General features: G+C 55.4%; 13 protein-coding genes. 6 read left to right on the plus strand and 7 right to left on the minus strand.

Annotated elements, in window-relative coordinates:
* The coding region (locus tag BLU05_RS19455; RefSeq protein ID WP_139210491.1) for an autotransporter outer membrane beta-barrel domain-containing protein at positions 1-588 on the plus strand (588 nt) is incomplete at its 5' end.
* Positions 589-832: 244 nt separating this feature from the next.
* Complete coding sequence (gene rpmG / locus BLU05_RS19460) at positions 833-1,000, plus strand: 50S ribosomal protein L33 (protein WP_008122896.1); 168 nt, start codon at positions 833-835, stop codon at positions 998-1,000.
* A gap of 180 nt (positions 1,001-1,180) precedes the next feature.
* Here rpmG and BLU05_RS19465 read toward each other — a convergent pair whose 3' ends face one another.
* Both BLU05_RS19465 and BLU05_RS19470 read right to left on the minus strand, forming a co-directional pair.
* Complete coding sequence (locus tag BLU05_RS19465; RefSeq protein ID WP_091883742.1) at positions 1,181-2,560, minus strand: PleD family two-component system response regulator; 1,380 nt, start codon at positions 2,558-2,560, stop codon at positions 1,181-1,183.
* A 28-nt stretch (positions 2,561-2,588) separates the two neighbouring features.
* The gene (locus BLU05_RS19470) at positions 2,589-2,960 is read right to left on the minus strand and encodes a response regulator (RefSeq protein WP_091884087.1); all 372 of its coding nucleotides are present in this window, start codon (positions 2,958-2,960) and stop codon (positions 2,589-2,591) included.
* Positions 2,961-3,261: 301 nt separating this feature from the next.
* Here BLU05_RS19470 and BLU05_RS19475 point away from each other — a divergent pair, with 301 nt between their 5' ends.
* Entirely contained in the window at positions 3,262-3,549 is a 288-nt protein-coding gene (locus BLU05_RS19475) for a DUF3572 domain-containing protein (protein ID WP_091883743.1), read from the plus strand.
* A gap of 70 nt (positions 3,550-3,619) precedes the next feature.
* A complete protein-coding gene (locus BLU05_RS19480) occupies positions 3,620-4,936 on the plus strand; it encodes a DNA polymerase IV (protein ID WP_091884090.1) in 1,317 nt (438 codons plus the stop codon).
* A gap of 352 nt (positions 4,937-5,288) precedes the next feature.
* Here the strand turns inward: BLU05_RS19480 and dnaE are convergent, their stop codons facing one another.
* Positions 5,289-8,789, minus strand: a complete 3,501-nt coding sequence (gene dnaE / locus BLU05_RS19485) for a DNA polymerase III subunit alpha (RefSeq protein WP_091884093.1) — start codon at positions 8,787-8,789, stop codon at positions 5,289-5,291.
* A gap of 149 nt (positions 8,790-8,938) precedes the next feature.
* Between dnaE and BLU05_RS19490 the strand changes: the two genes are divergently transcribed.
* Positions 8,939-9,520, plus strand: coding sequence for a histidine phosphatase family protein (locus tag BLU05_RS19490; protein WP_091883745.1), 582 nt, complete (start codon positions 8,939-8,941; stop codon positions 9,518-9,520).
* 330 nt (positions 9,521-9,850) lie between these two features.
* Here the strand turns inward: BLU05_RS19490 and BLU05_RS19495 are convergent, their stop codons facing one another.
* Genes BLU05_RS19495 through proS form a run of 3 tightly spaced genes read right to left on the minus strand, consistent with a single transcriptional unit; the run spans position 9,851 to position 13,172 of the window.
* The gene (locus tag BLU05_RS19495) at positions 9,851-10,537 is read right to left on the minus strand and encodes an ABC transporter ATP-binding protein (protein WP_091883747.1); all 687 of its coding nucleotides are present in this window, start codon (positions 10,535-10,537) and stop codon (positions 9,851-9,853) included.
* Positions 10,537-11,826 (minus strand): lipoprotein-releasing ABC transporter permease subunit, encoded by a 1,290-nt coding sequence (locus BLU05_RS19500; RefSeq protein ID WP_091883748.1) that lies wholly within the window; start codon positions 11,824-11,826, stop codon positions 10,537-10,539. Before BLU05_RS19500 ends, BLU05_RS19495 begins: the two co-directional genes overlap by 1 nt.
* Complete coding sequence (gene proS / locus BLU05_RS19505; RefSeq protein ID WP_091883750.1) at positions 11,823-13,172, minus strand: proline--tRNA ligase; 1,350 nt, start codon at positions 13,170-13,172, stop codon at positions 11,823-11,825. The genes BLU05_RS19500 and proS overlap by 4 nt, the downstream gene beginning before the upstream one ends.
* A 900-nt stretch (positions 13,173-14,072) precedes the next feature.
* Between proS and BLU05_RS19510 the strand changes: the two genes are divergently transcribed.
* Positions 14,073-15,014, plus strand: a complete 942-nt coding sequence (locus BLU05_RS19510) for a glycosyltransferase family 2 protein (protein WP_244518440.1) — start codon at positions 14,073-14,075, stop codon at positions 15,012-15,014.
* A gap of 248 nt (positions 15,015-15,262) precedes the next feature.
* On the opposite strand, the gene BLU05_RS19515 is transcribed toward BLU05_RS19510, so the two are convergent.
* Positions 15,263-15,532 (minus strand): DUF1467 family protein, encoded by a 270-nt coding sequence (locus BLU05_RS19515; RefSeq protein WP_091883753.1) that lies wholly within the window; start codon positions 15,530-15,532, stop codon positions 15,263-15,265.

Below are 15,532 nucleotides of genomic sequence, written 5' to 3' on the forward strand. Positions count from 1 at the left end.
GGCACCAGACTGGATGCACTGACTTTAAGCCTTGGCACCAGCCTTGCCCATCATCAGATTGATACGCGCCGTAAAGCCCTCGGCGACAGCAACACCGCAGACTATTCGGCCAACACAGTCCAGCTGTTCGGTGAAGCCGCCTACCGGATCGATACGGCCTATGCCGCCCTCGAACCCTTTGCCGCAGCCGCCTATACGCATCTGAAAACCGATGCCTTTACCGAGACCGGCGGCAAGACTGCCCTGTCAGGTCAATCTGATACAACTGACCTGACCACCACAACCCTTGGTCTCAGGGCCTCACATCGCTTCGTCTTGAGCGAGGCGACCGCACTCACTGCGCGCGGCATGGCGGGCTGGCGGCATGCCTTTGGCGATACCACACCGGAAGCCTCATTGGCCTTTGCCAGTGGTGGTCAGGCTTTTCCGGTCCATGGATTGCCCATCGCATCAGATACAGCCCTCGTCGAGGCAGGACTGGACTTTGGCATCGGCAAGGCAACCACGCTTGGCCTCAGCTATACCGGCCAGTTCTCGCAACAAACCCGCGACAATGCCGTCAAGGCCAATGTGACAACAAGGTTCTGATCGCGGACAATGACAATAGCGGCAGGCTGCTTGCGTAGCCCGCCGCTGCCAGTATAAGAAACAGCGCCCGGCAAGCACAGATTGTCGCGGATATCACCGGGATTGCACTTCAAAGCTTAGATTATAGTGGCTCTAGGCTTGACTTTTTGGCGGGTGTTGGTATGTGTCCGCCTGAATTTCCGCTTATAGCCACGTTGTTGGACTGAACGGCGGTCCTCTTCTAATTAAAACAGGTAAACTGAAAATGGCTAAGGCTGCGAACATCAAGATCAAGCTTCTGTCGACCGCTGACACCGGTTTCTTCTACGTAACGAGCAAGAACAGCCGTACGAAGACGGAAAAGATGTCTTTCCGTAAGTACGACCCGGTCGCACGCAAGCACGTTGAATTCAAGGAAACCAAGATCAAGTAATCTTGGCTTTTCCCGTATGATCAAAATGCCGCCTTCGGGCGGCATTTTTGTTTTCCGGGATATTTCTGGTTCTGTAATCGGCGCGCCGATTCGCGCCCTCTCTCCCACGCACGGGATATCGATCCAAAGAATCAGGCCCGGTTTGATCAGGCGGAGATACCTCTTTGGAAGGAAACGCCACTAGGCAGCGGCGGAAACGACCTTATTCCGCCCGGATGCTTTGGCGCCGTAAAGCGCCTCGTCGGCACGCTTGAGCATGTTCTGTACCGTGTCATCCTTTGACTGCACGCTGGCAATGCCGATGCTGATGGTTACCGGCACACTGGTGATACCGTCATCAACAAAGAATGGCGTCGAGGCCACCTCGCGGCGGATTCGCTCGGCCACGATAGCCGCCATGGTCAGGTCCGTATCGGGCATGACAATAAAAAACTCCTCACCGCCATAACGGCTCGCAAGATCGCTGCCGCGCACATTGCGCCGCAGGCGGCGGGCAAATTCACGCAGCACTTCATCGCCGCCATCATGCCCGTGCGTATCATTGATGAGCTTGAAGCGATCAATATCGGTCATCAGGATCGACAGCGGACGGCGGCGGTCGACGGCACGCTTGAACAATGTCGCAAGGTGTGTTTCGAGATAAAGCCGGTTGTGCAGGCCGGTCAGGCTGTCGGTGACGGCCATTTCGTAGGTTTTCACCACGCTGGCACGCAGGCCGTCATGATAGGCCTTGCGCCGCAGCTGGGTGCGCAAACGCGCCAGCAATTCGTTCGAATTCAACGGCCGGACCACATAATCATTGACGCCAAGCTCCAGCGCACGCCGGACTTTCGGCTCCTCGCCCGGATCGGCAACAAGGATAATCGGCATGGACCGGGTATTGTCGAGCGAGCGCAACTGCGCGCAAATCCGCAAGGGATCATGCTCGGCAAAACTCGATGCAATGATCAGGCAATCATGATTGCCCTGAATGGCATCAAAGAAACCGGTCTGCGGGTCGGTCTGGACATCAACCACGCATTCCGGCGACAGGACAGTCCTGATCCGCTCGGCGCTGGCCGGGCGTTCATCGATCAGCAGAACCCGCGCATCCCGCCCAAGAGTTTCGATCCCGCTCGGAAAACGCAGGATGGATTCAAGCCCGACATCGCGGGTTGTCGCGACGCGCAACCGCAATTCATCCGTGAGATTCTTCAGGCGCACAAGACTTTTGACCCGCGCAAGCAGTTGGAGATCGTTGACCGGCTTGGTCAGAAAATCATCAGCGCCAAAATTCAGGCCGGTGATGCGATCCATGTCCTGATCAAGCGCCGTCACCAGAATAACCGGAATATGCGCCGTATGAGGCTGGGATTTCAGCCGGCGGCAGACTTCGAATCCGTCCATCCCCGGCATCATCACATCAAGCAGGATGACATCAACGCTGTTGTTTTCGCAAAACTCCAGCGCCTCATAACCATTGGTGGCGGTGACAACTTCATAATATTCGGCGCTCAGCCGCGCTTCGAGCAGTTTCACATTGGCTGGAACATCATCTACGACAAGAATGCGGGCCGTCATATTTCACTTCTCCGGTAAAACTGACGGGTCAAACGTCGCCAAGGTAGGATTTGATGGTTTCTATGAATTTCGGCACTGAGATCGGCTTGGATATATAGGCTTCGCAGCCGCCCTGCCGGATGCGTTCCTCATCGCCCTTCATGGCAAAGGCAGTGACGGCAATAACCGGGATAACATGCAGGTCATCATCGGCTTTCAGCCATTTCGTCACCTCAAGTCCCGAGACTTCAGGCAGCTGGATATCCATGAGAATCAGATCAGGGCGGTGTTCGCGCGCCAGATCAAGCGCTTCAAGGCCATTGCGCGTCCGGATGGTTTCATAGCCGCTGGCTTCGATAAGGTCGCGGAAGAGCTTCATATTCAGCTCATTGTCCTCGACGATCATAACTTTCTTCACCATTGGCCACTTCCCATAGATCGTGCGTTGTGTGGGATTGCCGTATTGACAAGGCTCCCACTGCAGCATCATTGAATGGATGCATTTGATAGCGAGTTTTGATTGATGAAAAGGAAACTCTTCATGCCAATCAAAAATGCTGCGGATCATGTTTAACCAAGGCTTTATTGAACATGTTATTTTGATCAGATTCAATTGGCGCGTGCGCATTTGACCTGCGACAACCGGCCTGAATGGCTTCAATTGGCAATATTGTTCGCTGGGGGTGCCCCGTTGAGCACACATTACGGAGCAGACAAGACCCATGAAACAACAGATGAACCTCGACAGCGCGCAGGATCTGGCGATCAATTCCCTGGTTTTTCTGGCCGGGGATACGGATCTGCTGCCGCGCTTTCTGGCGCTCACGGGCATTACCGCCGAGCAGATTCGTGAGGCGGCACAGGAACCCGGTTTCCTCGCTGGCGTGCTGCAATTCTATCTGGCGCACGAACCAACCCTGATGCGCTATTGCGAGGCGACGCAAACGGTCCCTGCCCTGTTTCAGGAAGCGTTGCGGCTGTTGCCGGGCGGACGACAGGATGTGTATTGAGGCGTAAACGGCTTGCAAGACGCCTGCCACTTCGGTACGTTTGGCATGTTCTATTTATGTTCCTGGTATCATGGCAACCCTTAACGATCCCGAATTTGGATTTTGCCGCGACTGTCTGACCGCGCAGGCGTCGGCCGGGCGCCGGTGCCAGCAATGCGGCAGCCCGCGCCTCTTGCGCCACCCGGAACTCTACAAGCTTTCAATCGCCCATGTGGATTGTGATGCGTTCTACGCTTCGGTGGAAAAACGCGACAATCCTGATCTGCGTGACAAGCCTTTGATCATCGGTGGCGGCAAACGCGGCGTGGTCTCTACCGCCTGCTATATCGCCCGCATTCACGGCGTAAAATCGGCCATGCCGATGTTCAAGGCGCTGGAAGCCTGTCCGCATGCGGTGGTTATCAGCCCCAATATGGAAAAATATGTGCGTGTCGGGCGGGAAATCCGCCAGATGATGCGCGATCTGACCCCGCAGGTTGAGCCGCTGTCCATTGACGAGGCGTTTCTTGATCTGACAGGCACGCAGCGCCTGCATCATGATCCGCCTGTCCGGGTCATGGCACAGTTTTCCAATCGGGTGGAAAAGGAAATGGGCCTGTCCGTTTCTGTCGGCCTCTCCTACTGCAAGTTTCTGGCAAAGATCGCCTCGGACTTTGACAAGCCGCGTGGGTTTTCCATCATCGGCGAGGAGGAAACACCACGTTTTCTCTACGACAAGCCGGTCACTATGATCTGGGGCGTCGGCAAAGTGTTTGCCGCCACGCTGGAGAAGGACGGGATTCGCACCATCGGTCAGTTGCAAACCATGGAGCTTGGCGCGCTGATGCGCGCCTATGGCACTATGGGTCAGCGCCTTTATCAACTCTCGCGCGGCATTGACACGCGCCGGGTGGAACCCGACGGCGAATCCAAGAGCGTTTCGGCTGAGACAACCTTCAACGAGGATATCGGTACGCTTGACGATCTGGTTCCCATTCTGCGCTCGCTCGCCGAGAAGGTTTCACGCCGCCTGAAGGCAGCCGATATCGCTGGACGAACCGTGGTTCTCAAGCTCAAATCCAGCGATTTCAAGCTGAAAACCCGCAATCGCCAATTGGCTGATCCCACCCAGCTTGCCGACCGGATTTTCCGCACCGGGCTGGCATTGCTGGAAAAGGAGATTGACGGCACACGATTTCGCCTCATCGGCATCGGTGTAACTGATCTTGGCGATGATGGCCGCGCCGACCCGCACGATCTTGTTGATGTGCAGGCGACCAAGCGCGCCGTTGCGGAAACAGCCATTGATAAATTGCGCGGGAAATTCGGCAATAATGCCGTTGAAACGGGGTATACGTTTGGCAAGATCAGACAGAGAACAAGGCCAGTGCCGGATGAAATAGATTAGGTTTTTCTGATATTTATGGGATGTTTTTTATAGATTGAGTCAGGTGTAAGTGAGTGGCATTGGGTGTTCACCCCCTCTGTCCTGTCGGACTGCTGGGGCGAGCCACGGGTCTCGCCCGTCCTTCGGACCCCCCACAAGGGGGGAGATGTCCGACAGGACAGAGGGGGGTGAAAATTGGCAGATGCATTGTGTGGTTCGTGGTTCGACAAGCTCACCATGAGGGAGAGTGTGGATGAAAGGGAGCCATATTCTGCAACGTCGGTGATCTGCAATGCGAGTGATTATCGCTGCATCCACCCCTCTCCCTCATGGTGAGCTTGTCGAACCACGAACCTCACACAACGTCAAAACGCTACACCATCTCCACATCGACCACGCCGGGTATCGCCTTCATCGCGCTGGCAACTTGCGGGCCGACGCGATAGCGGTTGGGTAGCTCTATTTCCACTTCGCTCGCACCGTTTTCCTTGATCAGGATCAGGCTGACGATCTGACCGTCATTTTGTGGGGCGAGATAGGGTGTGATTGCGCTGAGGGGTTCGCTGGAGCGCATATAGAGCCGCAAGGCCTTCTGCATACGCGTCGCCTCGTCCTCGAGGGATTGCGCCGTCTGGATGCGCAGGCTGATGCCCTCGGGCCGGTCTTCGGCACCAACGGTCACCACAACGGAACGTCCGGGCTCCAGAAGATCGCGATATTGCGCCAGCGCCTCGGAGAACAGCACGGCTTCAAACTGGCCGGAGGCATCGGAGAACTGGATGATGCCCATCTTGTTGCCGGTTTTGGTTTTGCGTTCCTGCTTGGCGGTGATGGTTCCAGCCAGACGCCCGGCATTGGCGCCGCGTTTGACGGCAGCGGAGAATTCGGCCCAGCTCTGCACCCGCATCTTTTCGAGAATCGGGCGGTATTCATCCAGCGGATGGGCCGAAAGATAGAAACCAGCGGCCTCAAATTCACGCCGCAGTTTTTCCGCCGACAACCATGGCGCTGCATTGGGGAGCTGCAAGCCCTGCGAACCACCGGCGGCCATGCCGCCAAAAATATCCGCCTGCCCGCTGACACTGTCTTCCTGTGTGCGCTGGGCATGGCCGATAATACGGTCGAGACCGGCGATGAGCGCAGGCCGTTGGCGGCCAAAGCAATCAAACGCCCCGGCATTGATCAGGCTTTCAAAAACACGGCGATTGACCACACGCGGGTCAATTCTCTCGCAGAAATCTTCAAGACTGGCATAGGGCTTATCACCCCGTTTTTCGACGATGTGATCGACAGCCGCCTCACCGACGCCCTTGATGGCGGCCAGCGAATAGAAAATGCGGTTATCACCCACTTCGAAGAGGCGGAACGAGGTGTTGACCGATGGCGTGACCACTTCGATGCCGAGGCGCAGCGCCTCGCGCCTGAAATCATTGAGCTTGTCGGTATTGGCCATGTCATAGGTCATGGACGATGCGAGGAACTCAACAGGATAATGCGCCTTCATATAGGCTGTCTGGAACGAGACGATCGCATAGGCGGCGGCGTGCGATTTGTTGAAACCGTAATCGGCGAATTTGGCGAGCAGGTCGAAAATGAAATTCGCCTGTGGTTTGGTAACACCGCGTTCCACCGCACCATCGACAAAGCGCTCGCGCTGCTTGTCCATTTCGGCGCGAATCTTCTTACCCATGGCGCGGCGCAGAAGATCGGCTTCACCCAGCGTATAGCCGGACATTTCCTGCGCGATCTGCATCACCTGTTCCTGATAGATGATGACGCCCTGGGTTTCCTTGACGAGATGGTCGATCTTGGGATGGATCGAAGCCATCTCCTCATCGCCATTCTTGCGCGCATTATAGGTCGGAATGTTCTCCATCGGACCCGGACGATAAAGCGCAACGAGCGCGATAATGTCCTCGATCCGGTCAGGCTTCATGCCGATCAGCGCCTTGCGCATACCGGTACTTTCCACCTGAAACACGCCGACCGTCTCGCCGCGCGACAGCATTTCATAGCTTAGCTTGTCATCAAGCGGCAGATTGGAAATATCGACGGCAATGCCGCGCCGCTTGACCAGATTGACGGCCGTTTGCAGCACGGTGAGGGTTTTGAGGCCGAGAAAGTCGAATTTGACCAGACCCGCCTCTTCCACCATCTTCATGTTGAACTGCGTGACCGGCATGTCGGAGCGCGGATCGCGGTACATCGGCACGAGTTCGGAGAGCGGACGATCACCAATAACTATACCGGCGGCATGGGTCGATGCGTGGCGGTAAAGCCCTTCGAGCTTCAGCGCGATATCGAGCAAGCGCTCGACCACCGGCTCCTTGTCGCGTTCCTCGCGCAGACGCGGTTCATCCTCGATGGCTTTCGCCAGCGTTACCGGATTGGCCGGGTTGGCCGGAACCATCTTGGTCAGGCGATCCACCTGCCCATAGGGCATTTCAAGCACACGGCCGACATCGCGCAGCACAGCGCGTGCCTGCAGTGTTCCGAAGGTGATAATCTGCGCCACCTGATCCCGGCCATATTTGGCCTGAACATAGCGGATCACCTCGTCGCGGCGTTCCTGGCAGAAATCGATGTCAAAGTCCGGCATCGATACGCGGTCCGGATTGAGGAAGCGTTCGAACAGCAGGGAGAAGCGCAGAGGGTCAACGTCCGTGATAGTCAGCGCATAGGCAACGAGCGAGCCTGCACCCGAACCACGACCCGGACCCACAGGAATATCATGGGCTTTCGCCCATTTGATAAAGTCAGAAACGATGAGGAAGTAACCCGGATATTTCATCCGGGTGATGATCGAAATCTCGTATTCCAGCCGCTCCGCGTATTCCTGCGGTGTATGGCCATCGGCAAGGCCGAGTGTTTCAATGCGGCTCGCCAGACCTTGACGCGCCTGACGTGCCAACTCATCGGCTTCTTCCTGTAGCGCGGCTTCCGGATCATCGCTTATCCCGGTAAAACGCGGCAGGATCGGTGCACGGCTTTTTGGATAATAGGAGCAGCGCAACGCGATCTCGACGGTATTTTCAAGCGCTTCCGGAAGATCGGCAAACAGCGCGATCATCTCGTCTTCGGTCTTCAGATAATGATCCGGCGTCAGGCGGCGTCGATCATCAATCGAGAGCAGCGATCCGGCGGCAATGGCGAGCAGCGCATCATGCGCCTCATAATCCGCGCTCTTGGAAAAGAACACGTCATTGGTGGCAACGAGCGGCAACTCCAGCTCATATGCCAGATCAATATGGGTTGCTTCCAAGGCACGGTCATAGCCGCGATGGCGTTGCAATTCCACATAGAGGCGATCGCCATAGATCGAACGCAGATGGATCAGCCGCTGACGCGCGCGGTCAATACGCTCATCCTTGATCGCCTTGGCGATAGGACCTTCAGGCCCACCCGAAAGCACAATGATGCCATCGGACACCTCAGGCAGCCATGCGGCGGCAACATGGACAGGATCGCCCGCAGGCGTTTCCAGATAGGCGCGGCTGACAAGGCGAACGAGATTGGCATAGCCCGCTTCCGTCGCGGCCAAGAGAACAAGCGGCGCAAGACCAAGCGCTTCGCGCCGGTTGGCGCTGCGGCTCTCCTCGGCCTGATCATGAAAAGCAATATCAAGCTGGCAACCGATGATCGGCTGCAAACCGGATTTGGAACCCTTCTGGGCAAATTCAAGCGCACCGAACAGATTGTTGGTGTCGGTGATGGCAATGGCTGGCGCTTTGTTGGCAACGGCCAGATCAATAACCTTGGCGACCTGCAGCGCCCCTTCGAGCAGCGAATAGGCAGAATGCACGCGCAGATGAACAAAACGAAGCGCCTGCTTTTCCGCATTGCCTTCGTTCGGGTTACGCTGTCCGTCTGCCAATTCCTGCATCTCCAAAAGATTCCCGATGAATGCGCTGATTCACCATTTGGCCATTCTCGGGCAATGGCTCTGGGGTGTCCACCTATACTTTGGCCGCCAGATCGTGCGACTGTGAACAACCCCGCATTTGCACACGAAAGGCCCAATGGATGAGCAACGCATTTCCTGAAATCTATCTGGTTCGGCACGGTCAAACCGAATGGAGTCTTTCCGGCAAACATACGGGCCGAACCGACATACCGCTGACAGCAGCGGGCGAAGAGGCAGCGCGCCAACTCACGAATCGACTGCAAGGCCACGCCTTTGACGCCGTATGGTCGAGCCCGTCGCAGCGCGCATCGAATACCTGTGCCCTCGCCGGTTATGGCTCCGCCCGTCTCATCAAGGATGATCTGGCCGAATGGGATTATGGTTCCTATGAAGGTGTTACCACCAAGGAGATTCTGGCTGAGCGCCCCGGCTGGCAGCTTTTTCGCGACGGGTGCCCCAAAGGTGAACTGGCATTCGATGTCGGGGCCCGTGCAGACAGGATCATCGCCGAGATCCGCAACGCGAACAGCAGAATTCTCATCTTCTCAAGTTCGCATTTCCTGCGCGTCCTTGCGGCACGCTGGCTTGGCTTGCCGCCAGAGGGCGGCTCGCTCTTCGTTCTGGATACCGCCAGTATCAGCGTGCTCGGCTATGAGCATGATCTGACGGAGCCGGTCATTCGCCGGTGGAACCAGATATAACTGACTGGAACAAAATGACTGACGATTTCAGTCGTCATCACGGTTCCGGTCTCTTCAGATAACACTCACCCACATTGCGAATGTCGCAATAAACAGGCTGACTGTAACGAATGACATGACATCCTGGAAAAGTTCGCTCATCGGTAAAACCCTTCTTAGTTTGCTCTATGTATATGTTTTGTTCTATTTTTGTTCCAAAGTCAAGCACGCCAAAGCAACCATTGGTGCTATGGTTGTCGATTTCTTAACAGAGGGTAAAACGAAGCTGGATGGGATTGATGGCACGCAGTAAAAGGGATGCGAATTTGCTTCGCATCCCTTGTTCCCGGATCAGGAGACGGTGGTGATCTTGCCGTCCTGGAGCGTTACCCGGCGATCCATACGCAGGGCAAGTTCGTGATTGTGTGTGGCAATCATTGCCGACAGGCCGGACTGGCGCACCAGTGCTTCCAGCGCCTCGAAAACGTAGGACGCCGTTACCGGATCAAGATTGCCTGTTGGTTCGTCAGCCAGAAGCACAAGCGGTGCATTGGCCACGGCGCGGGCGATAGCCACACGCTGCTGCTCACCGCCTGAGAGTTCCGACGGGCGGTGCGAGGCGCGCGCGCCGACTTTCATATAATCGAGCAATTGCTGCGCGCGTTCGGAAGCCACGCGTGGTTTCATGCCCCGGATCATCTGCGGCATCATCACGTTTTCAAGCGCCGAGAATTCCGGCAACAGATGGTGGAACTGATAGACGAAACCGATATCATTGCGGCGGATCGCCGTGCGCTCTTCATCGGAGAGCGAGCCACAGGCGCGCCCATCCAGAATCACGTCGCCATTGTCAGGCCGCTCCAAAAGGCCCGCCGTGTGTAGCAGCGTCGACTTACCGGCACCTGACGGAGCGACAAGCGCCACCATCTCGCCTCGCCCAAGCGAGAAACTCGCATCGTCAAGAATGACGAGTTCCCGGTCAATTTCATTGTACCGGCGGCCGACATTGGTCAGCTGAAGAATAGGCCCGGCTGACATTATTCGTACCTCAAAGCTTCAACAGGATCGAGCTTGGCTGCGCGCCATGCGGGGAACAGCGTTGCCAGAAACGACAGGACAAGCGCCATCAGAATAACGGTGAAGGTCTCGTTGAAATCCATCTTGGCGGGCAATGTGCTGAGGAAATAAAGTTCAGGGTTGAACAGGGTCGTACCTGATAACCACGAGAAAAACTGTCTGATCCGCTCCACATTCAGGCAAACAAGAACGCCAAGCGCCACACCGGCAATCGTACCGGTGACGCCAATCGCTGCTCCTGTCATCAGGAAGATGCGCATGACCGAGTTTCGCGTTGCGCCCATGGTTCTGAGAATCGCAATATCGCGGCCCTTATCCTTCACCAGCATGATCAGGCCGGAAATGATGTTCAGCGCCGCAACAAGCACAATCAGGGTCAGGATCATGAACATGACGTTGCGTTCGACCTGAAGCGCCGAGAAGAAGGTCACGTTGCGCTGGCGCCAGTCCGTGAGCATCAGCGGCCGTGCCGCCGCATCCTCAATCGGCTTTTTCAACGCATCAACATTGTCAGGGTTGTTGGCAAAAATCTCGATGGATTGGACCTTGCCTTCCTGATTGAAATAAAGCTGCGCCTCGTCCAGCGGCATAAGTGCGATTGACGCGTCATATTCAGACATGCCGATCTGGAAAATTGCCACCACAGGATAGGATTTGACCCGCGGCGACACGCCGAGCGGGGTCACGTCACCATCCAGCGACATCAATGTGAGTTTGTCGCCAATGCCCAATCCCAGATTTTCCGCCATGCGCGTGCCGATAGCCACGCCGCCCGCCTTGTCGAAATTGGCAAAGGTGCCCTGTTTGACATTCTTGGCAACCAGCTGAAGCTTGTTGATATCCTCTTCACGCAGGCCGCGCACCAGTGTGCCGGTGCCCTGCCCGACATTGCCCTGCCCCAGCACCTGTCCTTCAATGACAGGAATGGCGAAGGAAACGCCCGGCACCGTATCGATGCGCTTGATAAGATTATCATAATCATCAAGCGGCCGATCCATTGGCTGCATGATGACATGGCCGTTAATGCCAAGAATGCGCGTCAGCAACTCGCTGCGAAAGCCATTCATGACGGCCATGACGATAATGAGCGTCGCCACGCCAAGCATGATGCCGGTGAAGGAAAAACCGGCGATCACCGAAATAAACGTTTCCTTGCGCCGGGCGCGCAGATAGCGCCATGCAATCATCCGTTCATAGGCAGAGAACGGTTTTGGACCCGGTTGGACAGCAGTGACGGCCGGTTCAGTCATAGAGTTCCAGCCTGAATGTCAGCAGGGCCTGCAAGCTTGTTGATTGCAGCTTCAATGCTCAGGGTTTCACGTTCACCCGTCGCGCGATCTTTTATCTCGACTTCGCCAGCGGCAACACCGCGCGGACCGACAATCACCTGCGTGGGCAGGCCGATCAGGTCCATCTTGGCGAATTTCGCACCGGGTCGGTCTTCCGTATCATCGAGCAAGGGCTCAAGACCGGCATTGGTCAAAGCTTCGTAGAGCTTGGCGGAAACCGCATCGCAGGCTTCATCGCCCGGCTTCATGTTGACGATGCCTGCACCAAACGGCGCAACCGCCTTCGGCCAGATGATGCCGTTCTCGTCATGCGATGCTTCGACGATCGCCGCGACAACGCGCGATGGGCCGATACCGTATGATCCCATGGAGACCAGATGATCCTTGCCATCGGGGCCACTGACCTTGGCACCCATTGGCTCGGAATATTTGGTGCCGAAATGGAAGATGTGCCCGACTTCGATGCCGCGCGCGGCGAGCTGATCGGACGAACCAACCTTGCCCCAGGCAGCTTCATCGTGCATTTCGTCCGTCGCCGCATAGGGCGTCGTCCATTGCGTTACGATATCGGCGATCTGCGCATTATCATCAAAATTGGTATCGGCACCGGGAACCGGCAGATCGAGATAAGCACGGTCACAATAGACCTGACTCTCGCCTGTCTCGGCCAGAATGATGAATTCATGGCTGAGTTCACCGCCGATGGGACCCGTATCAGCACGCATCGGAATGACCTTGATACCAAGACGTGAGAATGTCCTGAGATATGCAACGAACATGCGGTTATAGGCTGCCTTCGCTCCGTCGAAGTCGAGATCGAAGGAATAGGCATCCTTCATCAGGAATTCGCGCGAGCGCATAACACCGAAACGCGGGCGGCGCTCATCGCGGAACTTCCACTGGATGTGATAAAGATTGAGCGGCAGGTCCTTGTAAGACTTCACATAAGCCCGGAAAATCTCGGTGATCATTTCCTCATTGGTCGGACCATACAGCATCTCGCGATCACCGCGGTCCTTGATGCGCAACATCTCATCGCCATAGGCGTCGTAACGGCCGCTTTCACGCCACAGATCGGCGGACTGGATCGTCGGCATCAGCAATTCAATCGCGCCGGACCGATTCTGTTCCTCGCGGATGATATTCGATACCTTATTGAGAATACGCAGCCCTGCCGGCAGCCAGGCATAAATGCCGGCCGATTCCTGACGGATCAGACCGGCACGCAGCATCAGCCGGTGCGAGACGATTTCCGCCTCTTTAGGATTCTCTTTCAGGATAGGCAGAAAATAACGGGAAAGCCGCATTGAGATCACCAAATTGAAACACAGCCTGAATGCTTGAAGAATCAGGCAAAACCAAGTGCAAAGTTAGCGTATAACCCAAAAATCTTTGCTGATTTCCGCAAAGGATTACGCGCCATTGAAAGTGTCGCTGCGCTCGTCACAAAACCCTTGGGAATCCACGGCGCAGCAATGTTTCTTAGCGGCTTAACGACTGGTTGGGAACCCGCAACCCACAAATGAGACGCCTCGAATTTGTGACAGTTTTGTTACGCTGCCAGATTTGTAAGCAAAAAATGACTGTATCGAATATTTTTCGTGACATTTCGAAGGCAGTCCGCTATTTTTTTAATCATAATGAGAAAGTAAGAATAATTCTGCTTTCCAGCGCGGTCAAAGTCTTGGGAGGATGTGACCTTTGGCGCGGTAATACGCAGCCACCACGCAAGTGGATTAGGTCAGACGCGATCTAACAATGCAAGGCGAAAGCCTTGCATTTTTTTTGCTTTGTATTGGGAATACAACACGTTATCCAACATTTTTAAACTTGAATTAATGTACTGCTATTCTTTATGCCACTGCTTCATCGCTATATTTAAACTACTTGCACGCCCGGCATAATCATCGCATCGGCGATTTCAGCCATGGATGAGATTTTCTGTGTCCAGGCTAATGAATCCAAAAGTGCGAAAAAGGCTCTCTGATGCCGCTCATCGATTCGCATTCTTCCACCCGTCAGACCGCGGCATACGCCTAAGGTCGTAATGTTGAAATCATCTTGGCGTGCTAGCCTTCGATCATAAATTGACGCGTCCTTCGTGGGGATTGGCGCGTTTTTCGCATTAGTATGTTCGGGGACGACCCATGACTGACGACAGGTGCAACGCGGCAATGCCGCGCAAGCGCAGTATATGCATAAGCACAGTGACGCGTAACCGACCGGTCATGCTACAGAACCTGCTTGCTTCCTACGCAGCCATGCATATTCCTGATGATGTGCATCTGCATTTTCTCATTGTGGAGAACAATGAAGAGGCAACGCTTCGGGATATTGTGGAGCTTTTCCGTTCACAGGTGCCAGACCTATCTGTTCAATACGAACTCGAACCACGTCTAGGCATTGCGTTCGCCCGCAATCGCGCACTGGAATTTGCCTTGGACGGCAATCATGATCTGATGACTTTTGCCGACGATGATGAGCAGGTCGAACCGGATTGGCTGGTCGAGTTGCTGGCAGAACGGGATCGGGGTGACCTTGATATGGTCGCTTCGCCTGTTCGTTGTGCTCCCGTCGCATCCAATGTTTCATTTGCTGCGCGGCTTGTTTGGGCCGGGTTAAACTGCAGAAATAGAAAGAGTGAATATAAGGCAACGCGCAAACGCCAGAACAATGAAGCCAACAGAATATTGCTGGCAACCGGGAGTTGGATGGGCAAGCTCGACTTTTTCCGCCGCACCGATCTGCGCTTTGACAACGCGTTAGGTATGGCGGGCGGCGAGGACTGGCGGCTGTGCAGGCATGCATGGGCGCTGGGCGCAAAAACCGGCTGGACACCGCTGGCCGTCGCTTATGAGACTGTGCCGCTTGAGAGGCTGACGTTTCGCTATCACTTCCGGCGTGACAGGGACAACAGTGCCGTCGAGATTTGCGCAAAGCTCGCCAATTGCCGCATGACTACGCTGCTTCGCCTTCCGGGCTCTATCGCTGGCAGAGTTCTAAAGCTTTGCAGCTATGCTATCGCCGCACCATTTACGCGCGGTGAAGCGTTGATCCGGGTTGCCGCCTGTATGGGCAGTATTACTGGCATCTGTCAGGGTTGTTTTGGCAAGACTTCATCGCATTACAGGCAAACAACGGGGTCTTGAGGGTTGGGTGTTTTTTTGCGGGGTGATGGGTGGTTCAACACGCTCAGAGTCAGGGGGCTGCATTCTGCAATAGTTATTCTGCATAAACGTGGTTCGTGGTTCGACAAGCTCACCATGAGGGAGAGATGTGCTTGCAGGGAGCTTTATTCTGCAATGTTGGTGATTATCTTGCAGCCCACACCCTCCCTCATGGTGAGCTTGTCGAACCACGAACCATGTTCACGCCACCCACAATATTCATGCAAACACTAATCCAGTTTCGGGAAGAAAACCGGGATATCATCAACACCGAAACCGAGCTTCTGGTTCACGATATAGAAGATCACAAAGATAACTGCTGAGACAATCGTGGTGATGAGGAACACCCGCCCCATGCGATGCTTATGGGGCGCGCTGGCAGTCGTGCCAAGCGTGACATCATCTTCGTCGGCCTGGGTGCGAAGGCCAATCGGCAGCACGGTGAACAGCGTCAGCCACCAGAAGATGAAATAAACAGCCATTCCAGTTGCGATAGGCAT

Source organism: Phyllobacterium sp. OV277 (genome assembly GCF_900104355.1).
Classification (GTDB): Bacteria; Pseudomonadota; Alphaproteobacteria; order Rhizobiales; family Rhizobiaceae; genus Phyllobacterium.